Origin of the sequence: Algibacter pacificus (assembly GCF_008033385.1) — a bacterium.
Taxonomy (GTDB): Bacteria; Bacteroidota; Bacteroidia; order Flavobacteriales; family Flavobacteriaceae; genus Algibacter; species Algibacter pacificus.
In genome coordinates this window covers 1-22,890 of record NZ_VOGY01000006.1, presented here as the reverse complement: position 1 = coordinate 22,890, position 22,890 = coordinate 1, and the positions used below count along the sequence as shown (strand labels likewise).

Sequence of the window (22,890 nt, the reverse complement as noted above, 5' to 3'; positions counted from 1 at the left end):
TTAGAATATGCTGAATTTTTTACTATATAATATCTGTATTCGCTTTTAACTTCTCTGTGTTTTCAGCTAACATTAATTCATCTAAAATTTTCTGAATATCGCCATTTACAATGTTTGATAAATCGTAAAGTGTTAATCCAATTCTATGATCGGTAACACGCCCTTGCGAGTAATTGTAGGTCCTAATTTTCGCAGATCTATCTCCCGAAGACACCATACTACCACGTTTAGCAGCATCGGCTTCGTTCTTTTTAGCCAATTCCATTTCGTACAAACGTGAACGCAATACTTTAAAGGCTTTTTCTTTATTTTTATGTTGCGATTTCTGATCTTGACATTGCGCCACTAACCCTGTAGGAATGTGTGTTAAACGTACCGCAGAATAGGTTGTATTTACAGATTGCCCACCAGGACCAGACGAACAGAAAAAATCGATTCGAACTTCTTTCGGATTAATCTCAACGTCAAATTCTTCAGCTTCTGGAAACACCATAACCGTTGCAGCACTGGTATGTACACGCCCTTGAGTTTCTGTTTGTGGTACACGTTGCACACGGTGCACACCGGCTTCAAATTTTAAAGTCCCGTAAACATCTTCACCTGAAACTTCAAATTGGATTTCTTTGAACCCGCCGTTCGTCCCTTCGCTAAAATCTACGGTATCTACACGCCAACCTCTACTTTCGCAATACTTACTGTACATTCTAAATAAATCTCCAGCAAAAATACTAGCTTCATCACCACCAGTTCCTGCTCGTAATTCTACTACGGCATTTTTAGAATCTTCAGGGTCTTTCGGTATTAAAAGTACTTTTATTTCTTCTTCTAATTTTGGAATCCCTTCTTTAGCTTCATCATATTGCATTTTAGCCATATCGACCATTTCGGCATCGCTACCATCTGCAATTATTTCTTCAGCTTCAGCTAAATTATTTGTAAACTCTAAATATTGCTCACGTTTATCCATAAGGATCCGCAAGTCTTTATACTCTTTATTAAGCTCTACGTAACGTTTTTGATCTGAAATAATATCTGGCTGGATAATTAAATCACTAACCTCATCAAAACGTTGTTTTACTATTTGTAACTTCTCTAACATCTACCTTTTTTAATTGGAAACCAAAAATACGATAATTTATGAAAATTTAATGATTTCATTTTATGGAACTCTGTATTCTTTTGAATAAACTACCATTTTTAAGTTTGTTCTGAATATTAAAAATGGTTGTTTGTTGTAAAAAAGCAAGAAATTGTTTCTATTATAAAAGGATACAACCATGCGTTTTGTATACAAGAAAACGGGATTCAACTTATAAAAACTAAATACGTCTTGTTTTCATCAATCTATGGAGTCGCCCTTTTTTATTTTCATCTATAAAAGCGGTAACGCCAAAACCTAATCCAAACAAAAAGAAAAAATTCTCGAAATAATATAAAAATTCATATTCCAAAAAGAAAGCTATAATGCCTAATATTTCGGCCGCTGTTAAAAAGGTTGTTAACAATAAGACATCTTTAGAACGTGAATGATATAGCAGGCGGTATCTAAACGCTAACATATACAGAGAGATTAAAACAACACCATAAAAAGAATACAACACAACCATATGTGGTGTTGGAATAAAACCAGATATCATTTTAACCACTTCATAAACGACATAAATATTAACAACAAAAACAAGACCATACACTAAAAAATCTAACCTTTTAAACTTTATGTTTTTTTGCTTAGGAAAAATATAAATAACAAGAGCGATATACCCCAATAATTTTGAACCTGTTGTTATTTCGCTATAGGCAATATCTTTATAAAAACAAATAGACAAAGCTGCTAAATAAAAACTCATCCAAAACAAAAGAACTGGCCATGCCTTAGTTTTCCTATATTTTAGAAACATTATAAAATATGCAGTTTCTGTAAAAAAATTAACCGTGTAAATAGCATTGATACGATTATAAAACAAACAAAAACAACTTATAATAAATGAAAGCATAGCTATTAGCCCCACTATAGTTCTATATTTCAATATGTTTTTAACGGTTACAGTAGACAAAGTGTGTTTTTTTCTGATTAGCGCAATTTTATTATACTATTTAATTACAATACATGAAACAGTTATAATATATCAAATCTACATACAAAATTAAAGATTTACCAATTAAAATGAATAATTTTACTGATAAAAAAACTAAAATGCAAGAAAAAACATTAAAAAAATTAATATTTCTTACAAAAAGGTTAAAACAGACTAGTTAATTAAAGTTTCTTAAAAAAAGGTTTAAAGACTGTGTCTGTTTTAAGAAGAACAGAAACACAAACTAAAGTAGATTTGGTTTTAACAGATTCTGTAATTATATTACTACAATTTACAGCCATTAACTAAATAAGCTAAATAAAATAAGATTGTTAAAATTTTTAAATCTTGGAGGTTACTAATACAACTTATAGATTTAAAGTAGAAAATAAATGGAACACTTTATATATATCCTTTTTTATTTGAATATTAAAAATCGACGGCAAAACCAACGCCAAGAAACTGTTTCCATTGCACTTTTGCTCCCGCCTCTTCGGTTTCTCCTTCAATATCGGTTTCTATGGTAGTTTTAACATCATCATCATAACGCAAGTGCGAGCCTAAAGTAGCTCTTACAAAACTATTTACTTTAAAATCGAAATCTACACGCCAATCGACATCTACATTTCCAAAATTATTAACATAATCGGAGTACATACTAACCTGATTTTTAAGGTTTATATTCTTGGCCAATTCCATTTCGTAACTATTGGTCATTAAAATACCAACTTCTTTTTTTAACTGCTCACCTTCTCTAACGATATTACCTTCTGAATCGTAAATAGCAGGTGTAACGCCGAAAGACCCCGCATTGGCTAACTCTTCATCTAAAACAAAAGTTGCTTTCAAGGTAAGTGGTGAAAAATAAAAAGACAAACGTTTAATTTCCTTACCATATTCCATACCTCCACCAAAGAATAAATATCCTGGCGCTAAAAGTCGTGATATAGGGTTGTCTGTATCTGGATACTTATACCCGTTTGTTAACTGTGTACTAAAATTTAACTGAGCAGAATAAAACCAATTAGAATTTACATCTGGCTTAAACCCCATACTAGAGTTTATCTGAATAATATCGTCTGTTTTACGAAGTTCTCTAGATTCTTGCTTATTAATACCATACCTTAAACGTGCATCGTTTTTCCAATAAAAATACTTATCACTGTAATTTGCGCTGGTTTCAATCCCAACCAATCCAGAAATAGAATTACTTCCTCCCGAATTCCAATTAACAAAAGTCACTTCACTTAAATCGAAAGTCATTTTGTTTTTATTTACCCATTGCGGCCCTTCATATTTCGGTTTCTTTGCTTTTAAGAATAATGAATCTGGCTGGGCATAGGTGTATTGAAAAAGAAAACAAGCAATAATTAAAAAAGAATTTTTCATGGCTATGTTAGGTTATTTTTAAACTTCTTATAACATCAAAAGTTGTGCCAATTAAAAAGGAAACAATATATTATATATTACATTAAGTTTTCTTAAATTCAAATCTCTTATATTTCTAACTTAAATTAATATTCAAATTCTCCAAACTCAGATCTTATGGTTAATTTTTTTGTTTCCGAAGGTTCTACTCTACCAATTATTTTAGCATCTACATTAAAAGATTTTGATATAGATATTATATCTTCAGCAACTTTAGGATCTACATATAATTCCATTCTATGACCACAATTAAACACTTGATACATTTCTTTCCAATCTGTTTTAGATTGTTCTTGTATTAATTTGAAAAGTGGTGGAATTGGGAACAAATTATCTTTTATAATATGAAATTGATCTACAAAATGAAGTATTTTAGTTTGCGCACCACCCGAACAGTGCACCATACCATGAATGGTATCGCTTTTATGTTCCGATAAAATTTTCTTGATTATGGGCGCATAAGTTCGTGTTGGCGATAATACTAATTTACCTGCATCTATTGGGGCATCTTTAACAGCATCGGTTAATTTTACACCACCAGAATATACTAACTCTTCTGGAACAGCAGCATCAAAACTTTCGGGATATTTTTCGGCTAAATACTTACTAAACACATCGTGTCTTGCTGAAGTTAACCCATTGCTTCCCATGCCACCATTATAAGATTTCTCGTAAGTTGCCTGTCCGAAACTTTCTAAACCAACAATAACATCTCCTGCTTTTATATTGGCATTGTCGATAACATCACTACGTTTCATTCGCGCTGTTACGGTAGAATCTACAATTATAGTTCTTACTAAATCTCCAACATCGGCCGTTTCACCACCTGTTGAATGGATTGTTACCCCAAAGGATTTTAAATCTTCCAAAAGTTCTTCTGTACCGTTTATTATAGCCGAGAGGACTTCACCTGGAATTAAACTTTTATTTCTACCTATGGTGGATGATAACATAATATCATTGGTAGCACCAATACATAATAAATCGTCAATATTCATAATTAACGCATCTTGAGCAATACCTTTCCAAACCGATACATCACCAGTTTCTTTCCAGTACATATAAGCTAAAGACGATTTGGTGCCCGCACCATCAGCATGCATTACCAAACAATACTCGTCATCGTTAGTTAAATAATCTGGAACTATTTTACAGAAGGCTTTTGGAAACAAGCCTTTATCTATATTTTTAATAGCATTGTGAACATCTTCTTTCGATGCTGAAACCCCTCTTTGTGCGTATCTTTTTGAAACTTCTTGACTCATAATATTCTATTGTGTTGCAAATTTACCTTTTTAAACAAAAAAACCCCACTTTTTTGAAGTAGGATTTTGGAAGTTTTAATATTTTATAGGTTAAACCTTTTTTTATTTTATATTTATACATCATTTTAAGAGAAAATATAGAAAAGTAACATAGTTATTTTTTTCAACGATAAAAAACACATAACATTTTAATTATCGTGTAAACAGCAACTCTCGATATTTTGTTAATGGCCAAATTTCATCATCAACCAACATTTCTAACTTATCACAATGGTACCGAATATCATCAAAAAATGGTTTTACTTTATGAGCATAAGCTAAAGCGCGTTTTTCAATATCGGTCATCACATTAGCTTTTCTTCGTTCATCTACCATTTTGGTTACATTAGAGTTTATTACTGCAATATGATTAGAAATTTCTTCAATTAAAAGTACCTGCTCTCTAGAAACATCTTGATATTTTTCTTCAAAAATCTCTTTCAATCCTCTAACATTTTTTATTAAAACATTTTGATATTTAATTGCAGTAGGCACAATATGATTTCTAGCCATATCTCCTAAAACCCGGCCCTCAATTTGTATATGCTTGCAGTAAGCTTCCATTTCAATTTCATAACGTGCTTGCGTTTCAATTTTACTCATTACATTCATTTCTTCAAATAAATCAATGGTTTGTTTTGATATTTTTGCTTTTAACGCCTCGGGAGTTGTTTTATTATTGCTTAGCCCACGTTTTTTAGCTTCAATTTCCCAAGGTTTTCCATAACCATTACCTTCAAACAAGATGGCTTTAGTATCTTTAATATATTCCCTTAGCACATTAAAAACGGCTTCATCTTTTTTTAAATCCTTTTTATTAATTAACGCATCTACTTCTATTTTAAAATCTTTTAATTGCTTGGCAACAATAGTGTTTAAAACCGTCATAGGGTTTCCACAGTTAGCTGTTGAACCTACAGCTCTAAATTCAAATTTATTTCCTGTAAACGCAAAAGACGACGTTCTATTTCTATCGGTATTATCCAACAAAACATCGGGAATTTTACCAATAACGTTTAGTTTAAGCTCTGTTTTCTCTTGGGGAGAAAGCTTTCCTTTGGTTACCCCTTCCAACTCATCTAAAACCTTAGTAAGTTGTGCCCCAATAAAAACCGACATAATGGCTGGAGGCGCTTCGTTAGCTCCCAAACGATGATCGTTACTTGCCGATGCAACTGTAGCTCGCAACAAAGCTTCGTGGGTATAAACCGCTTTTATAGTATTAATAAAAAAGGTTAAAAACTGTAAATTACTCATAGGTGTTTTACCTGGCCCCAATAAATTAACCCCGGTATCTGTTGAGAGCGACCAATTGTTATGCTTGCCCGAACCATTCATACCGATAAATGGTTTTTCGTGAAATAACACTTTAAAATTATGACGCGCTGCTACACGTCCCATTAAATCCATCAAAAGGGAATTATGATCTACGGCCAAATTAGCTTCTTCATAAATGGGTGCTAACTCAAATTGATTAGGAGCGACCTCATTATGTCTTGTTTTAACAGGAATTCCTAGAAGCATACATTCGGTTTCTAATTCGCGCATAAAGTTTAAAGCGCGATTAGGTATAGACCCAAAATAATGATCGTCCAACTGCTGCCCCTTTGCGGCAGAATGCCCAAGCATAGTACGCCCCGTTATCATGATATCTTGACGACTTGTTGCTAACATTTTATCGATTAAAAAATACTCCTGCTCCCAACCTAGCGAACTGGTTACTTTTTTTACATTTTTATCAAAATAACGACACACCGCTGTAGCTGCAGTATCAACCGCATTTAATGCTCTTAATAAAGGGGTTTTAAAATCTAGAGCTTCCCCTGTGTAAGCCACAAAAATAGTAGGAATGCAAAGGGTGGTTTCGTATATAAAAGCTGGAGATGTGGGGTCCCAGGCGGTATAACCACGCGCTTCAAATGTGTTTCGGATTCCCCCATTTGGAAAACTCGAAGCATCGGGTTCTTGCTGTACTAATTGGTTTCCATCAAATTTTTCAATGGCCATACCTCCTCCTATAGTTTCAAAAAAAGCATCATGTTTTTCGGCTGTTGCTCCTGTTAAAGGTTGAAACCAATGCGTATAATGTGTAACCCCTTTAGACAGTGCCCAATCTTTCATAGAAGATGCCACCTGATCGGCAATACTACGGTCTATTTTTTTACCATGACTTATAGCATTCATTACACCATTAAAAGCATCTTTGGTTAAATATTGACGCATGGTATTTTCATTAAACACATTGCTTCCAAATAAATCTGAGCGTTTTTCCTTTTCTTCAATATGAACAGGTTTATAAGCCAACGACTCTTTTACTGCATGAAACCTTAATGTAGACATTCCCTAAATATTTTATATATATTTTAACAATTTATCAATATTACTCCAAAAACAAACCTAACTTATTAAGTATTCTGAAATTTAACGCAAAAATAACTAGCAAAATCAAGAATTCAAGGAAAAACAAAAATATATTATTAACACTTTTTCAGTATTTTCAATAAAAAATCATCTTTTTTTAAAATAATCCTTAAAAAAGTAGGGTATAAATAAAAACAAGTTGGCGATTTACGAAAAGACCCCTAATAAATTCGTGGTAAAAATTTAAAAATATATATTTGTGATATAATTATCAATATTTCAATTATAAAATATTCATTATGGCAAAAATTAAATTAGAATACCTTTGGTTAGATGGTTACTTCCCTACACAAAACTTGAGAAGTAAAACTAAGGTAGAAGAGCATGAAGACTTTAAAGGTACTTTAGAAGAAATAGGAAACTGGTCTTTTGATGGTTCATCAACTAGACAAGCAGAAGGAGGCTCATCTGACTGTTTATTAGTTCCTGTAGCTATTTATCCAGATCCAGACAGAATTAATGGGTACTTAGTAATGACTGAAGTTATGAATGCTGATGGTACGCCACACGTGTCTAACGGAAGAGCGACTATTGATGATGATGATAATGATTTCTGGTTTGGTTTTGAGCAAGAGTATTTTATTATGGATACTAAAACTCAGCTTCCTTTAGGTTTCCCTGTAGGAGGATATCCAGCACCACAAGGTATGTATTACTGTTCTGTAGGAGGAAAAAACACACACGGAAGAGACTTAGTTGAAGAGCATGCAGATTTATGTATTGATGCTGGTTTAAACTTTGAAGGTATTAACCAAGAGGTGGCTTCTGGACAATGGGAATTCCAATTGTTTGCAAAAGGCGCTAAAAAAGCTGGTGACGAAATTTGGGTTGCTAGATACTTACTAGATCGTTTAACTGAAAAATATGGTTACTATATTGATTACCACCCAAAACCATTAGGTAAAGATATGGATTGGAATGGTTCTGGTATGCACGCCAACTTCTCTAATACAACATTAAGAACTTGTGGTTCTAAAGAAACTTACGAAGCGATTTGTGAAGCTTTCCGCCCAGTTGTAAAAGAGCACATTGAAGTTTATGGAGAATTTAACGACCAACGCTTAACAGGTTTACACGAAACAGCATCTATTACTGATTTCTCTTATGGAATTTCAGATAGAGGAGCTTCAATTCGTATTCCAATTATTACTGTAGAGAAAGGTTGGAAAGGATGGTTAGAAGATAGAAGACCTGCTTCTAACGGAGATCCATACAAAATTGCAGGAAGAATTATTAAAACAGTAAAATCTGCTAAAATATAATTCACACAATAAATCATATTTTGTTCATAATAAAAGCGCTAACATGAATTTGTTAGCGCTTTTATTTTACAAAAAATATCTTCAATATTATAAACCCGAATTAAATTGTACTTAAAACGACCTACCCATTAAAATGCATTTAGGACTTCTAAAATTTCAGAAAAACATAAACGCTTTTCAACAGAAGCTTGTGTACAATTTAATATTAATTTTTCCCATTTTTGGTTGGCACTATTGTCTATCTTATTTTTACTTACAAGTCCTAAAATATCCTCTACTAAACACCCAAACGCACGCACCTCAACACGTTCTATATTTTTAGCGATATTGGTATTTACATTATAAAAAGAAGCCGCTCCAAAATCTCCTAAAAGACATTCTGCTTTATCATTTACCAATATATTATGCGCATAAAGATCGCCGTGATTAATCCCTTTTTTATGTAATTGAGCACTAACTGAGGCCATACTTTTTACAATCTTTAATAGTTCTACTTCCGTAAAAACACAAGTCTTATCAAACACATCGCGGGTACAAGTTTCTAAACTTGGCGGATTACCTAAATTAATATAAGTTGGCGATATGAATTGCATAATTAAACCACATTTCTGCTCGGGATGCCCTTGAATTTTTCCTAAAATAGGAATTAAACTTTCATGAGTGCCTGCTGCAATAGATACTGCCATTTCATCTTCAGGTAAGCCATCACTTGTAACATCTCCTTTAAAAACCTTGATAGCAACCTCTTTTTCTTTCATTTCCCAAAAAGCTTTGTATATTAATCCCGAAGCCCCTTCTCCTAACAACTCTTTAATTGTAAAGTTATCCCAGTAAAACGATTTAAAATCACCATTTAATTCAACGTTATGAGACGCTGGATTTCCTCCAAAAGCCACCCAAGACAATTTAGGCAACTTAAACAACCAATCTGGAATGGGTTTTAATTTATTAGCAGAAATTCTTAGAAGTTCTAAATTCACACAACGCTGCATGTCATCGGGTAACTCTTCAATATTATTTCCTGCCAATCCACATTTTTGAAGCCACAAACAATCTCCAATACTTTTTGGTAATTTCTCAATCTTATTATCGGTTAAAATCAACCAATTTAATAACGGCGGAAAAGCATTTTCAGGTACCATTTTAATGTGATTGGATTTAAAACCAATCATATTCAACTTAGGACATTGCGCTAGTATTTTAGGAAACTCCGTGAAATTATTACGTGCAAAGAATATAATTCGCAAATGTTTTAATTGAGCGACACTTTTGGGTAATTTGGACAGATTATTATCCGATAAATCTAACACTTCCAAAGTATCTGCCAGAGTTACAATTTCTTCAGGAAATTCTTCTAAACCACAAGCTAATTTTAGTGTTTTGGAGCCAATTAATTGCCCCGATTTTAATGCTTCTAAAGTGTTTGCCATGTATAAAATATCAAACTACAAATTTAAGTATTATTGTCTCTAAAAAAACAGAAAGTCTTAAAATAGTAAAACCATATTAAATTATTAGATACCTTTTTTAAGTAAATTAGAATTCTAAATACATCGTATGGTTAGGGTTTATACGAGTATCCGAAATTTTAAAATAACACCCTCCAACATTTTTAAATCCGTTTTTTTCATAAAACTTTATGGCTCGAATATTTTTTGTCCAAACCCTTAACCAAAGTCCGGTTTGGGCATTCTGCTTTGCAATTTCAATATTAAATTTAAGAAATTGTAATCCTAAATTTTGTCCGTAAAATTCTTTTAAAAGATAAAATCGATCTAGTTTTGCTATATTTTCAGCTTCAACTAATTCATTTCCCACTTGTATTTCAATTTTTGAATATCCGGCTACTTTATCATTAAATAAAATAAGGTAGTACAATACATTTTGGTTTTCAAACTCCTTGGCTATCGCATTTTCATGATAAATTTCTGCTAAAAAATTCTCGATTTCACTTTTTGTGCCACTATCACCATGAGCTTCTAAAAATGTTTGACTGCCTAGTTTAGAAATTAATGCAGAATCGTTAACGGTGGCTTTTATTATTTTAACCATATTATAAAAAAACTAAATCTCATTTAAACCTAATAGCGAACCATTGTTCAATTGTTATCCTACAAATTGTTTCAATTTCCATCCTCAAAATATTGAACGAAATTAATGGTTTTATATAAAACAATCAGCCGTAATTGAATTAAAAAAAGTGTTATTTATAACAGGTTTTATTTGAGGAACATCAATCCATATTAAAAAAAGACGCAATAGTAAATTACTATTGCGCCAGAAAAAAATAATTAAAACAAAACAAAATTTTACATAAATAGGTTGGTTTTATTTATGTAAGTTTTTTTCTCTAAGATATTTTAATAATTGCTCTGGTAAATCTGTTTGAATCACATTGACATATTTCATTTTTAAAAGCTTATCAAACCCAGAATTTTTTTCTTGTCTTTCCATATCGTCATATTTTCCAAGAGCATTTATCCAAACTCGAGAGCCCTTATCAATCATTTTCTTCATAAATTTAGACTTGTAAAAACTCTTATCTATGTGTGTTATATAAATACTTTCATATCTAAAAATATTTTTCACATCCTTTTTACTATAAGCTCGAGGCATAATTTTAACTCTAGAATTTATACTACGCACCAAAGGGATTTGCTTGTAATCGTATAAAAAGAATAAAATTTGCTCGTGCATACCGTACTTTTTAATTAAAGCTAACGTGTTTTTTATAGCCTCCTCACTATCGGCTTTAAAATCGATATCAATAATTATTTTTCCCTTAGTTATTTTGAGAACCTCTTCCAACGTTGGAATTTTTTCGCTGGATGCTTTTCCGTTTACAACAAGATTAAATTTCTGTAATTCACTCCAAGTTAAATCTATTATTTTTCCGGTTCCGTTGGTTGTTCTATCAATTAATCTATCATGCATGATAATTAATTCGCCATCTTTAGTTTCCCTAACATCCAGTTCTACAATATCAACTCCTAAGCGAATACATTCATTTATTGCACTTATGGAATTTTCAGCATAATTTTGATGTGCTCCTCTATGCGATGCAACAAGCACATCTTTATTGGCATAAAAATTACTTAAAATACTATCGACTTTGGTGGCTTGTGCCTGAGTGGCAAAACTCAAAAAAAGAAGGCCTACAATTAATAAATTTTTCATTAGTACATTTTTAGTGTTTATTCTTATTTTTGATATCCCGTATTTTGAGGATATTCAACGGTACTTAGGTCTATTTGGTCCTGAGGAATTGGACGCAATACGTGATAATCTTTTATGTTTAGTGCGCCATTTGGGTTGTAAAGTTTTACACGTTCTACTAGTTTTCCTGTTCGTGCCAAATCCATCCATCGTAATGCTTCGCCTCCCAATTCTAATGCTCTTTCATCTAAAATAGCATCAATATCCATATCTTCTGCTTTAACTTGCGTCATTGTTTTTCCTGGTTTAGCCGCTCTATTTCTAATTTTATTTACAAAACCAGCAGCTTCCTCTTGTTTTCCTTGCTTTACTAAGGCTTCTTCAGCTATTAAATACGTTTCAGAAAGTCGAAAGACAAAGAAATCTCTAAAACCTGCTTTATCTTGAAAACTTGCTCTAGTTGGGTCGTCGTGTTTTTTCATTCCCCAATGCATTTTATCTGTATTTGGTGCAATATAAGAAAAAACATTAGGCGCTATTTCCCATTCTACTGGCTCTCCAAGCGTTTTACCTTCGGGAAGCGTTTCTGCTTTATTATAATACCAGGTATATCTAAAAGTAACATCGAAACGGGAATCATTTTCTTCAAAAAGGTTTCTAAAAAACTCGGTTGGTCTAAATCTGGTATAAGGACGTCCTCCTTGGGTAACATCGCGTGTTAAACCCGCAAACTGGTCGTAGGCTGGGGTAAAAAATAAATGCCCTTGGTTACCACTTCCATTATTTAAGGCATCATTTAAATACTGAACGGCAAAGATAATTTCAGAATTCACTTGATTATCATACTCAAAAATATCTGAATAATTATTTTGAAGTTCGTAAGGCGCATCATTAATAACCGTTTTCGCAGCCTCTTCCGCTCCTTTATAATCTTCTAAAAGCAATAATATACGCGCTAATTGATGTAAGGCAGCGCCTTTAGTTACTCGCCCATAATCCGAGGTTGTATAGTCTAAATTATCAATAGCAAATTGCGTATCGGCTTTCATAAACTCCCAAATTTCTTTTTTATCTGTCGGCAAATCTTCTGTATTAACACCTTTGGTTTCGCTATCTCTAAGTACCACATCGCCAAACTGTAGTGTAAGCCAATAGTAATAATGCGCTCTTAAAAAACGGACTTCTGCTTTATAGGTGTTTTTTTGATCTTCCGATAAACCGTCAACGGCATCAATTCTATCTAAAATAGTATTTGCGGCATTAATACCAGCGTACGAATAGGTCCATATTCTATAAAAATATGTTTCTGTTGAGTTTAATTCGGTGGAATAGGTATCCATAAACTTGGCACCACCGTCTTTTCCGTGTTGAAAAAGATCGGTTCCAAATGTTGTTACAGAAAATCCTTCCTGAGTACCATATATCTTTCTTAACGATGCATACACACCATTTACCCCATCTTTTATTCCAGAAGCTGTACTAAAAATTGAGTCTGGAGCCGCTTCAGATAAAGGCGTTTCTTTTAAGCTACATCCATTTATTAAAAAAATTGATAAGCAGATTACTAAATAATAGAGTCTATTTTTCATTTTTAATACTATTTAAAAATTAATATTTACACCAAGAGCAATGGTCTTAGTTGAAGGATATAATGCGCGTTCTCCATTAGATTCAAATTCCGGATCAAAACCTTCATAATTTGTTATCGTAAAAGGATTTTCGGCTGTAAAATTAAAGGTTAAACCTGTTAGATTCATACGTTTTAATACCGTTTCTGGCACCGAATAACTCAACATTAAATTTCTTACCCTTACAAAACTTACGTCTTTATAAGTAAGCGTAGAACCTAAATACACACTTTCCTGACTTACGTTAGGTCTTGGGTTTTCGTTGGTAGGATTTTCGGGAGTCCAATAATCCACATCAAGGTTATTATAACGTCCTGCAAGTCTGTTATTATTTCCGTAAAATTCAGAACTTATTAGGTTATTTTGTCTGGTTTGCATAACTACAGAAAGTAAAAATCCTTTATAAGAAAATCTTTGGGTCATCCCTCCTATCCATTTCGGAGTTGGCGATCCTAAAATTACCCTATCGTTAGCATCGATGGTTTTATCATTATTAATATCTTCTACTTTTATCTGGCCCGGTTCAAACCCGTAAGATGCCGCTTCTTCAGCTTCATCTGTTTGCCAAATACCTATTTTTCTATAATCGTAGAATACATTAATAGGCTGTCCTACAAACCATAAATTTCCAATATCATCTTTTCCATCGCCATAAATATTAGTAATTTTATTTTTGTTAGTTGAAAACGTGAAATCGGCTTCCCATTTAAAATCTTTTGAAGGAATAATATCGTTTAATGATAAATTCACCTCTAAACCTGTATTTCTTGTCGACCCAATATTTTCTAAAACCGTAGTAAACCCAGAACTTGTGGGTAAACTTCTTGGCAACAATAAATCTTCGGTATCTGCTTTATAATAGTTTACACTTCCACTTATATTATGATTCCAAACTTCAAAATCTACACCTATATTAGTTTGTTTTGTAGTTTCCCATTTAAGCTCCGGGTTAGAAATAGACCCAGGAACAAAACCAGGAGCAGCCGTATTACCAAATGCGTAATAACTTTTTTCTAGCGTACTAAATGTTTGGTAAGGTTCTATTGCAGTATTCCCCGTTTCACCATAACTTACTCTAAATTTTAAATCTGAAATAATATGAGTTGGTACATTAAAAAATGATTCTTTTGATAGTCTCCAACCCAATGCTGCTGAAGGAAAGAAGCCCCATTTATTACCTTCTGAAAATCGAGAGGACCCATCGGCACGACCTGTTAATGTAAACAAGTAACGTTGATCGAATTGATAATTAAATCTTGCTGTATACGAAAGCAATCGCCATTTTTGATGATTACTACCAATGCTTGTTACTTCGCCTGCCGACCCTAAATTATTATAGGTTTGAGAATCGTATGGTAGGTTTTTAACATTGGTGTAATTGGTTTTTTGTATCTGATTCTGATAACTTTGAACCAATGTGGTAGACAACGTATTTTTATCGCCTAAATTAGGATTATAGTTTAAAATATTTTCAATAACTATTGAGGTAACATCTGCATTATTAATACCAGCCGTAGACGCTCCTCCTTGATTATTAGTGGTGTTGCTACCATAAAAATATCCTCTTTTATTAAATTGAAGATCTGGACCAACATTTAATCTATAACTTAAATTATCTAACAATTTATACTCGGCAAACAAACTAGCAAAAACTCTAGTTTTAAAATTCTCATTAACCGAATTTTCGATATCTGACAATGGATTTACACGCTGACTTTCATCATTTGTTGGTCTAAATAAAATCGATCCGTCATCATCATAAGCTTTTCCTAACGGATTTAAGCGCAATACATTATCGAAAAGATCATTTTGAGTGACATTTTGTTTTGTTCTACTTATAAATGATGATACACCAAATTTAAGTTTATCGTTTATTTTATGATCAAGGTTTACTCGAAGTGAGGCTCTTTCAAATTTAGAATTCTCAACAACACCTTGTTCTTTAAAATAATTTAAAGAGGTATTAAACTGCGTTTTTTCATTACCCCCAGTTATCCCTAACTGATGATTTTGTTTACTTCCTGTACCGTAAGCTAATTTTTGCCAATCGGTTTCCTTTCCTTCGGCAAGAGATTCTAAAGCAATATTATCGAAAATAGCACTATCTTCTGGGTAAGCACCATCGCTGCTCACCGTTCTTTCGGCCTCTCTTCTCAGGTTTGCAAACTCTTCACCATTCATTACATCTAGATGATTGATAACCGATGTTTGCCCATAATATGAAGAAAAATTTACCGATGTTTGTCCTGTAACCCCTCTTTTAGTTGTCACTAAAATAACCCCATTGGATGCTCTCGACCCATAAATAGCAGTAGCAGACGCATCTTTTAAAACCTCAATAGAAGCAATATCGTTCGGGTTTATTTCGTTAAGTCCGCCAATAATAGGAATACCATCTAAAACCACCAACGGAGCATTATTGGCACCAATAGAACGCTGCCCTCTAATTCTAACTGTTACGTTAGATCCAGGTTCATTCCCTCCATTATAAATATCGACACCAGCCACTTTACCTTTTAAAGCCTGTATAGCATTTGTTGATGGAACTTCGGAAATATCTGTATTAGAAACTGAAGAAATAGCTCCTGTTATATCTCTTCTTTTTTGTTTACCATATCCAACAATTAATACATGATCCAGTTCGTTAATATCTTCGAGTAAAACAATATCTGTAGTTTCTTCACTAGCCAAAGTCACTTCTTTTGTTTTATAACCTATAAAACTAATAACCAATACAGAATTTGCTTTTGAAACCACTAAAGAAAATTCGCCTTCAAAATTAGATGTTGTACCGTGGTTTGTTCCTTTTTCTATAACGGAAGCTCCCGGAAGCGGCACCCCATTTACATCTATAATATTACCTTTTACGGTTTCCTGTACTTCAATTGATTTTGTTTTTTTTATTAAAACATTATTATTTTCAATTTGGTACTTAAAGTGTCCTTTTAAGGCTAAATCATTTAAAACATTAACAAGTTCAGTTTCTTTATATTCAACAGTGTATTTAGAGTAATCCTCAATAATTTCTTGCCCGTAAGAAAAATTAATATGGTTTTCTTTCTTTAATTTTGAAAAAATAGTTGTTAGTTTAGCATTTTCTATTTTAATGCTTATTTTTAATTCCAATACATTTTTATCGTTATTTCCATAACTAGCAACAGGAATTAAACTTATTATAATAAATAGTATAATTAACTTAGATAAGTAATTTTTAAATTTCATTTTAAGTGTTGTTTTGTGATATATTCGACGCTTTTACCGGAAGGGTCTGTGACCGCAGACTCTTCTTTTTTTTTTGCTTAACTTTATTTAACTTCAATCATATTATTTTGTTTTAAGGTTAGTTTCAATTCGCTGATATAATTAATCTTTTTCAAGAGGCTTTCTAGACTTTCATTTTTATTTATAGTGATAGACATTTGGACGTTTTCCAAATCTTGATTTAAAAAATCAACCTGTACGCCATAGTTTCGTTTAAAAAAATCGGTTAATTCTTTCATACTTACTTTTTCTAAATAAGTGGTTTCTTTAAACCATGATACAAAAAGCTCATGCTGTATTTTTTTATTTGTAAAAGATTTTGTTGCTGTTTTATATATCGTTTGTTCGTTAGGTTTTAACAATACAGTATAATTGGCATCAAAAACCTGTACTAAACCAGTTGCCACAGTAACATTTATTATAGAATCGTGATCTGCGATATTAAAACTAGTTCCCAAAACTTTGGTGTTTACATTTTGCGTTTTAACAATAAAAGGTTTTTTCTCATTTCTTTTTACTTTAAAAAAAGCTTCTCCAACCAAGTCTAAATGCCTTGTACCATTAAAGTTATTATTATATTTTAATGCACTATTTTTATTTAAAATAACCAAACTACCATCGGTTAAAATAACTTCTTTAACACCATTCGAGTTGTTGGATACCGTTATCTGTTCTAAAGTTTTTTGCTGTTTAAAAAACAACATGCTACCTAAACCTATAAGCAAAACAATAGATGCCGCAATACTTATTTTAAAGACACGTTTGGGTTTTATCTTCTTTTTTATAGCGAAATACATGTTTTTTTTTACTTCCTTTTTTTCTAAATCACTTAAAAAGAGATCTGCTTTAGTATCGTTAATAGCTTGTTCTTCGTAAGCTATTAACTGTGCCTCTTCTTCTTTGGATATCGTTCCATTTAAAAATTTATCCAAAAGGATTTTAAACTCTTTTTCAGTCATAATAAAGTATCTATAGATAGATACCCAAATAGATAGTTTACACGTAAAAAAAATATGTTTTTTTACGATAAATAAAATTTTGAAGTTATTTAAGGCGGGATAATACCATTTGAAATTAGAGTAATTTCAATTAATCACTGATAAAAAAAGTATTTAAAAACAAATTTTTTAAAAATTTATTTCGCTTTTAATACTTCTAATTGCTAAGGAAATTTGAGTTTCAACCGTTCGTTTTGAAATACCTAACCTTTGAGATATTTCTAAATTATTAAGCTCATTATAACGGCTTAACGTAAAAACCTGCTGGCGTTTTTTGGGTAAGTTCCCTATAGCTTTATCTATACGGTTTTTAGTTTCTTTTAATTGAAGATTATCTAATATCCCACTAGCTTGTGGTACTTTAGTTGAATCTAATAAATCTATATTGTTATTAAACTTTGTATCTCTCAATTCTTTATATACTCTAAACCGTATTGCTTTTTTAAGATACGCTTCTATATTATTGTTTTCTATTTCCGATCGTCTAATCCAAAAATCGACAAAAACCTCTTGAACTAAATCTTTAGACACCTCTTTATTCTTTAATAACGAAAAAGCAAGGGCATACATACTTTCCCATAATTTATCATACAGTACGGTGAAAGCAGACTCATCTGAGCGCTTAATCTTGGACATTAATTCTTTGTAGAAATTAATATTGTTAGATGGTCTATGCATGAAGCAAAAGAAATCAAAATACAAGGAACCAAGATTACCTAAAAGTAAAGAATACGTTAAGAAGATTCTTTTTAATTGCTGCTATATTGTTTTGTTTCTATCGAATAACGAATATTGAAAACTGTTAAATACTTTGTGTTAATTATTTTTTACGTTTTACAAAATAAAACAAAACATATAGCAAACCTCATTCTTTATAAAAAAACTCATTCCTATAATACACCTCTCAAGGTTAAGTAATTAATATTTAATTTATTCCTAATTTATAATATATATCACCACCCTCTAATGGTCCAAAATCTCTCCACATTTCAATGGAGTATCTCGTAGCTTTATCCATATTTTATGTAGTTGTAGCTTATTTTTCACTAAGCACAAATTAGACTATACTTTAGATTGAATAAACTCCATTTTAAAAAAACCATTGATTATCGGTATAGTTAAACCTATAATTACAAGTAATGGTAGTACAATAATTAGCCTTGCTTTTTTGGTTAGTATCCAGCGAATAATTTTGTAAAAAAACACCTAAATTACCTCATATTATTAAGCGTATAATCAGGACAAATTCATAATCGTTCTACCTGTTTTTTGAAACTCCTATTCAAAAGTTTTTCTATTGAATTTTAACCCGCCTTTGCTCTAGGTTGATGATAAATAATACGTTATATAAAATCAAATTGAAGTGAAATGGAAACTCCCCTTTATAATAAAAGTTTTAACCGAAAGCAGATAGAAGAATAGGCTAATTTTATTTTTGATATTTCAACTCATTTTATAAAGCTGAAAAAACAACCATTAAATATCAAACAAATATATTTTATTAACATCTCTTGATATTCATTTTGTCGGGATGACAGGATTTGAACCTGCGACCACACGGCCCCCAGCCGTGTACGCTAACCGGACTGCGCCACATCCCGAATAATTTATTCCTAAAAAATCAATTCCAATATTAGGAATAAATTCATTTTCTTACAAGTAAATTATGAAAATAAGTTATTAATATTTCTTTTTTTAAAGCGCTACTTAGCAGTAAACACTAAAAACATAAAAACCCCATACCCAACTACTAAAGCAAAGCCTTTAAGACGGCTAATTTGTAAACGCTGTGGAAGAAAAATTAACGGAATTAAAACTGCCGAAAAACCAACCATCCAAAACATATCGGTACTTAAAATGGAAGCTTCAGTCACCGGAATAGGTTTTACCATAGCTGTTAAACCAAGGACAGAAGCAATATTAAAAATATTAGAACCAATTAAATTCCCTAAAGAAATGGCTTTTTCTTGCTTTGCTGCTGCTATAACCGATGCCGCTAATTCCGGCACGCTCGTTCCAATAGCTATCAAAGACACACCAATAACAGCTTCGGACACCCCTATAGAACGTGCAATAGCCTTAGAACCATCTACCAACCATTCGCTACCAAAATAAAGCGCTCCTGCTCCAATTAACAACCATATTGCAATTTTAAAGTTTGAAACCACCGCTAAAGTATCATCAACATCATCTAAAACCGCGTCTTTTTTTGCACTTCGAATTAAATACACTAAAAAAACAATTAGACCTAAAAATAACACTCCGCCTTCTATGGCCGATAATACATTATCATTTTTAAGAAAATAATACAACGCTATAGAAAACACCATCATCACGGGCCAATTAAGCTTGTAAAACGATTTATCTACAGCAATAACACTTACCATAGCCGTGATTCCTAATACCAAACCAATGTTTGCAATATTAGACCCCACAACATTATTTATAGCAATAGCCGGAGAACCAGATAATGCCGCTTGCAAACTCACCAATAACTCTGGTGCCGATGTGGCAAAGGAGACCACCGTCATCCCAATAACCATTTTCGAGATGTTAAACTTAAAAGATAAAGCCACCGATGCGCGTACTAAAAACTCTCCACCAACAACTAATAAAATAAAACCAAGGACAACCCAAAGGATACTCATAACTATATTTTTTTGCGAAGATAATTATAAGTAAAATGAAAAGTAATATGCAATACATTTTTTTGAAAACTTAAAATATAGTTAAATAACTATTAATTTAGTTTTACAACTACAAATATAGTTATATATTTGCTTTATTCTGATAATTAAGATTTTGTATCAATGGAGAAATTAACAAACAAAGAAGAAGAAGTTATGCATATTTTATGGAAGCTCGAAAAAGCTTTTGTAAAAGATGTACTAAAAGAAATTAAAAATGATAATCCCCACTATAACACCCTTTCTACTATAATTAGAAATTTGGAGGTAAAAGGATATGTGGCATATACTGCTTACGGCAAAACTCACCAGTACTTCCCTATTGTTTCTAAAGAAGATTACAGAAAAGGGTTTATGAATACCGCCATTAACAATTATTTTAATAACTCTTACAAAAACATGGTGTCATTTTTTGCTAAAGAAGAAAAGATAAGTGTAGACGAGCTTAAAGAGATTATTGCATTAATAGAAAAGAACAAATAACCATGGAATACCTGTTAAAAGTAAGTGCAGTAATTACCATTTTCTATGTCTGCTATAAAATATTTTTACAACGCGATACCTTCTTCAACCAAAACAGGGCGTTTTTAATATTAGGTATTTTTACAGCTTTTGCTTTACCTTTTTTAGTGATCCCTATTTATGCTGAATATACACCTGTAGATATCACAAATTATGATCCTCTTCTAATCACAGCCAATGAAAACATACAAGCCTCCTTTAGTATATTCAATTATCTACCTACAATATATTTACTCGGTGTCGCTTGCTTCTCCATTCGTTTTTTAATTCAACTCACCGCTTTAGGAATAGTTCTTTTTAAAAGTAAAAAAGAAAAGCACGGAAAATACACTTACATTAAAACACACAAAGACCAATCGCCTTTTTCGTTTTTCAACTGGATTATTTTCACCCCAAATAGTTTTAACGACAGCGAGTTAGAACAAATAATTATTCATGAAAAAATTCATGCCAATCAAAAGCATTCCATCGATGTTTTAATCGCGCAACTTAGCTGCATTGCGTTATGGTTTAATCCGTTTATCTGGTTTTATACCAAAGCGCTAAAGCAAAATTTAGAATTTATAGCAGACCATGAAACCCAACATCGAATAGATTGTAAAAAAAGTTATCAAACCACATTATTAAAAACAAGCTTGCCATCGCATCAAATGGCTTTAACCAATAATTTTCACACATCATTAATCAAAAAACGAATCGTTATGTTACACAAATCAAAATCGAAGAACATTAATTTATTTAAGTATGTTTTTGTAGTCCCGTTTTTACTAGCTTTTTCAATAAGCTGCAATTCCGAAATTCAAGATAAAGAAGAGGAACTAACTTCAGAGTCTCAAATAAATGCTGGTACTACAAATAAAGAACACAAAATTGAAATGAACAATAAAAGTCTAATTAACAAAGCAAAAACAATTACCTCTGAAAAAGGAAGCCTAATTACTTATGATAGTAATGCCATACTTAAAATAAAAAACAATGAAATATTAATGTTTATTGATGGTAAGAAAACAACACTTAAAGAAGTAGAATCCCTTAATCCAAAAAATATAGAACGTTTTAACGTTCTTAAAGGAATAACGGCAACTAAAAAATACGGCAACAAAGGTAAAAACGGTGTTATAGAAATTACAACAAAAAATGGCAAACTCGTTTTATAATTGGGAAACCAATGAACAATATAAAAGTTAACGATTCTATAAAATTTTAAAAGGCGTTATAGAATTCTTTATAAAATAGTAATTACGTTTCAATAAAATAAGAATTTAAGACACTCAGAAATGAGTGTCTTTTTTTATCTTTTGAAATTCAAAAAAGACGAAACTATCAAAAACAGTTCTGTTTTATACAAAAAACCTCTTGGTTTCACTAACACAACCCCAAAAAGCCCTTTAATTATTTCAATCTAAAACAAATAAAACGACTTTAATAACAATCTAAAACTTTGTTGAAGAACGTCACTCAAATATTAAAACAAAAATCATTTTTACACTTACAAATCCGTATTCAATTTCACCAATTTATAGCAAACCACTTGCAAGGGAACATCCTAAACTTATATATTGAAAACTCAATCAAGAAACCGAGTATAATATTAACCTTTAAAACCAAAAATCTATGATGACCCTTGCAAAACTTGTAATCGATTTAATAATCACAATCATTACAATCATTACAAGCATTTAACCACAAAACCAGTAAAACTTAGTCTAGAATAAGTTTTACTATTTTTACAAAAAAGTGGTTACCATGAAAAAGCAAGCATTCAAAATTTTAGCAAAGGTTAACAAAGCAGTACTACCAAGTTATTCAAAAAAACAAATTAATTTAGCAAAAGCTACAAAACTACAATTAGCTATAATAGCCTGGCGTCATTATGTCACCAAAAATGCCATAGATTAACACCCCGCGTGCTATAAAAAACTAGGTATACGAGCATTAATACTATTTTTTAGGGCGGGTTTTTAAGAAAAATAAAAACCGCGCTATCCGTTATATCTTTTTACGAGTGTATTTACAACTTGCTTATGAGTAGTCATGCTTAACCAAAGTCTCAAAACCATTAATACCATAAAGTCATTCGTAAAAAGGATGCCACTACTATCGCTCCCGCAAGCACCAGCCAAGGAAATAAACCAACCTTAGACCTAC

17 protein-coding genes and 1 tRNA gene are annotated in these 22,890 nt (G+C 31.9%); 4 read left to right on the top strand and 14 right to left on the bottom strand.

Annotation, left to right across the window (positions count from 1 at the left end; translation table 11 throughout):
• Nucleotides 1-22: 22 nt before the first annotated feature.
• From prfA to FQU21_RS10235, 5 genes are all read right to left on the bottom strand, one after another.
• The gene (prfA, locus tag FQU21_RS10255) at nucleotides 23-1,099 is read right to left on the bottom strand and encodes a peptide chain release factor 1 (RefSeq protein ID WP_147677918.1); all 1,077 of its coding nucleotides are present in this window, start codon (nucleotides 1,097-1,099) and stop codon (nucleotides 23-25) included.
• A gap of 220 nt (nucleotides 1,100-1,319) precedes the next feature.
• Nucleotides 1,320-1,847, bottom strand: coding sequence for a hypothetical protein (locus FQU21_RS10250; RefSeq protein ID WP_147677917.1), 528 nt, complete (start codon nucleotides 1,845-1,847; stop codon nucleotides 1,320-1,322).
• Nucleotides 1,848-2,504: 657 nt separating this feature from the next.
• Nucleotides 2,505-3,464 (bottom strand): DUF3078 domain-containing protein, encoded by a 960-nt coding sequence (locus tag FQU21_RS10245; RefSeq protein ID WP_147677916.1) that lies wholly within the window; start codon nucleotides 3,462-3,464, stop codon nucleotides 2,505-2,507.
• A gap of 125 nt (nucleotides 3,465-3,589) precedes the next feature.
• Nucleotides 3,590-4,768, bottom strand: a complete 1,179-nt coding sequence (locus tag FQU21_RS10240; RefSeq protein ID WP_147677915.1) for an AIR synthase related protein — start codon at nucleotides 4,766-4,768, stop codon at nucleotides 3,590-3,592.
• 192 nt (nucleotides 4,769-4,960) lie between these two features.
• Nucleotides 4,961-7,147, bottom strand: a complete 2,187-nt coding sequence (locus tag FQU21_RS10235; RefSeq protein ID WP_147677914.1) for a glutamine synthetase III family protein — start codon at nucleotides 7,145-7,147, stop codon at nucleotides 4,961-4,963.
• A 320-nt stretch (nucleotides 7,148-7,467) separates the two neighbouring features.
• Between FQU21_RS10235 and FQU21_RS10230 the strand changes: the two genes are divergently transcribed.
• The gene (locus FQU21_RS10230; RefSeq protein ID WP_147677913.1) at nucleotides 7,468-8,490 is read left to right on the top strand and encodes a glutamine synthetase beta-grasp domain-containing protein; all 1,023 of its coding nucleotides are present in this window, start codon (nucleotides 7,468-7,470) and stop codon (nucleotides 8,488-8,490) included.
• Nucleotides 8,491-8,618: 128 nt separating this feature from the next.
• On the opposite strand, the gene FQU21_RS10225 is transcribed toward FQU21_RS10230, so the two are convergent.
• The 9 genes from FQU21_RS10225 to FQU21_RS10185 form a co-directional block, all read right to left on the bottom strand.
• A complete protein-coding gene (locus FQU21_RS10225; RefSeq protein ID WP_147677912.1) occupies nucleotides 8,619-9,920 on the bottom strand; it encodes a leucine-rich repeat-containing protein kinase family protein in 1,302 nt (433 codons plus the stop codon).
• A gap of 106 nt (nucleotides 9,921-10,026) precedes the next feature.
• A complete protein-coding gene (locus tag FQU21_RS10220; protein ID WP_147677911.1) occupies nucleotides 10,027-10,542 on the bottom strand; it encodes a GNAT family N-acetyltransferase in 516 nt (171 codons plus the stop codon).
• A 276-nt stretch (nucleotides 10,543-10,818) separates the two neighbouring features.
• Nucleotides 10,819-11,667, bottom strand: a complete 849-nt coding sequence (locus FQU21_RS10215; protein ID WP_147677910.1) for a glycerophosphodiester phosphodiesterase family protein — start codon at nucleotides 11,665-11,667, stop codon at nucleotides 10,819-10,821.
• 23 nt (nucleotides 11,668-11,690) lie between these two features.
• Nucleotides 11,691-13,235, bottom strand: a complete 1,545-nt coding sequence (locus FQU21_RS10210; RefSeq protein ID WP_147677909.1) for a RagB/SusD family nutrient uptake outer membrane protein — start codon at nucleotides 13,233-13,235, stop codon at nucleotides 11,691-11,693.
• Nucleotides 13,236-13,247: 12 nt separating this feature from the next.
• Nucleotides 13,248-16,496: a SusC/RagA family TonB-linked outer membrane protein gene (locus FQU21_RS10205; protein WP_147677908.1), complete on the bottom strand. Its 3,249-nt coding sequence runs from the start codon at nucleotides 16,494-16,496 to the stop codon at nucleotides 13,248-13,250.
• Nucleotides 16,497-16,579: 83 nt separating this feature from the next.
• Nucleotides 16,580-17,494 carry a FecR family protein gene (locus FQU21_RS10200; protein ID WP_147677907.1) on the bottom strand — a complete coding sequence of 305 codons (915 nt, stop codon included), beginning with the start codon at nucleotides 17,492-17,494 and terminating at the stop codon, nucleotides 16,580-16,582.
• 168 nt (nucleotides 17,495-17,662) lie between these two features.
• Nucleotides 17,663-18,169 (bottom strand): sigma-70 family RNA polymerase sigma factor, encoded by a 507-nt coding sequence (locus FQU21_RS10195; RefSeq protein WP_187269366.1) that lies wholly within the window; start codon nucleotides 18,167-18,169, stop codon nucleotides 17,663-17,665.
• 890 nt (nucleotides 18,170-19,059) lie between these two features.
• Nucleotides 19,060-19,134, bottom strand: a tRNA-Pro gene (locus FQU21_RS10190).
• A 102-nt stretch (nucleotides 19,135-19,236) separates the two neighbouring features.
• On the bottom strand, nucleotides 19,237-20,181 hold the full coding sequence (locus FQU21_RS10185) for a calcium/sodium antiporter (RefSeq protein WP_147677905.1): 945 nt from the start codon (nucleotides 20,179-20,181) through the stop codon (nucleotides 19,237-19,239).
• Between the two features lie 162 nt (nucleotides 20,182-20,343).
• On the opposite strand from FQU21_RS10185, the gene FQU21_RS10180 reads away from it, so the two are divergent.
• From FQU21_RS10180 to FQU21_RS10170, 3 genes are all read left to right on the top strand, one after another.
• Entirely contained in the window at nucleotides 20,344-20,703 is a 360-nt protein-coding gene (locus FQU21_RS10180; RefSeq protein ID WP_147677904.1) for a BlaI/MecI/CopY family transcriptional regulator, read from the top strand.
• A 2-nt stretch (nucleotides 20,704-20,705) separates the two neighbouring features.
• Nucleotides 20,706-21,899 carry a M56 family metallopeptidase gene (locus FQU21_RS10175; RefSeq protein WP_147677903.1) on the top strand — a complete coding sequence of 398 codons (1,194 nt, stop codon included), beginning with the start codon at nucleotides 20,706-20,708 and terminating at the stop codon, nucleotides 21,897-21,899.
• 589 nt (nucleotides 21,900-22,488) lie between these two features.
• Entirely contained in the window at nucleotides 22,489-22,641 is a 153-nt protein-coding gene (locus FQU21_RS10170; protein ID WP_147677902.1) for an SsrA-binding protein, read from the top strand.
• Nucleotides 22,642-22,890: the final 249 nt, after the last annotated feature.

Excerpts from the sequence above, each read along its gene's own strand:
- prfA (WP_147677918.1), bottom strand. The coding sequence starts at position 1,099 with ATGTTAGAGAAGTTACAAATAGTAAAACAACGTTTTGATGAGGTTAGT.
- FQU21_RS10240 (WP_147677915.1), bottom strand. The coding sequence starts at position 4,768 with ATGAGTCAAGAAGTTTCAAAAAGATACGCACAAAGAGGGGTTTCAGCA.
- FQU21_RS10250 (WP_147677917.1), bottom strand. The coding sequence starts at position 1,847 with ATGAGTTTTTATTTAGCAGCTTTGTCTATTTGTTTTTATAAAGATATT.
- FQU21_RS10220 (WP_147677911.1), bottom strand. The coding sequence starts at position 10,542 with ATGGTTAAAATAATAAAAGCCACCGTTAACGATTCTGCATTAATTTCT.
- FQU21_RS10170 (WP_147677902.1), top strand. The coding sequence starts at position 22,489 with ATGAAAAAGCAAGCATTCAAAATTTTAGCAAAGGTTAACAAAGCAGTA.
- FQU21_RS10245 (WP_147677916.1), bottom strand. The coding sequence starts at position 3,464 with ATGAAAAATTCTTTTTTAATTATTGCTTGTTTTCTTTTTCAATACACC.
- FQU21_RS10175 (WP_147677903.1), top strand. The coding sequence starts at position 20,706 with ATGGAATACCTGTTAAAAGTAAGTGCAGTAATTACCATTTTCTATGTC.
- FQU21_RS10225 (WP_147677912.1), bottom strand. The coding sequence starts at position 9,920 with ATGGCAAACACTTTAGAAGCATTAAAATCGGGGCAATTAATTGGCTCC.
- FQU21_RS10215 (WP_147677910.1), bottom strand. The coding sequence starts at position 11,667 with ATGAAAAATTTATTAATTGTAGGCCTTCTTTTTTTGAGTTTTGCCACT.
- FQU21_RS10195 (WP_187269366.1), bottom strand. The coding sequence starts at position 18,169 with ATGTCCAAGATTAAGCGCTCAGATGAGTCTGCTTTCACCGTACTGTAT.
- FQU21_RS10210 (WP_147677909.1), bottom strand. The coding sequence starts at position 13,235 with ATGAAAAATAGACTCTATTATTTAGTAATCTGCTTATCAATTTTTTTA.
- FQU21_RS10180 (WP_147677904.1), top strand. The coding sequence starts at position 20,344 with ATGGAGAAATTAACAAACAAAGAAGAAGAAGTTATGCATATTTTATGG.
- FQU21_RS10235 (WP_147677914.1), bottom strand. The coding sequence starts at position 7,147 with ATGTCTACATTAAGGTTTCATGCAGTAAAAGAGTCGTTGGCTTATAAA.
- FQU21_RS10200 (WP_147677907.1), bottom strand. The coding sequence starts at position 17,494 with ATGACTGAAAAAGAGTTTAAAATCCTTTTGGATAAATTTTTAAATGGA.
- FQU21_RS10230 (WP_147677913.1), top strand. The coding sequence starts at position 7,468 with ATGGCAAAAATTAAATTAGAATACCTTTGGTTAGATGGTTACTTCCCT.
- FQU21_RS10185 (WP_147677905.1), bottom strand. The coding sequence starts at position 20,181 with ATGAGTATCCTTTGGGTTGTCCTTGGTTTTATTTTATTAGTTGTTGGT.
- FQU21_RS10205 (WP_147677908.1), bottom strand. The coding sequence starts at position 16,496 with ATGAAATTTAAAAATTACTTATCTAAGTTAATTATACTATTTATTATA.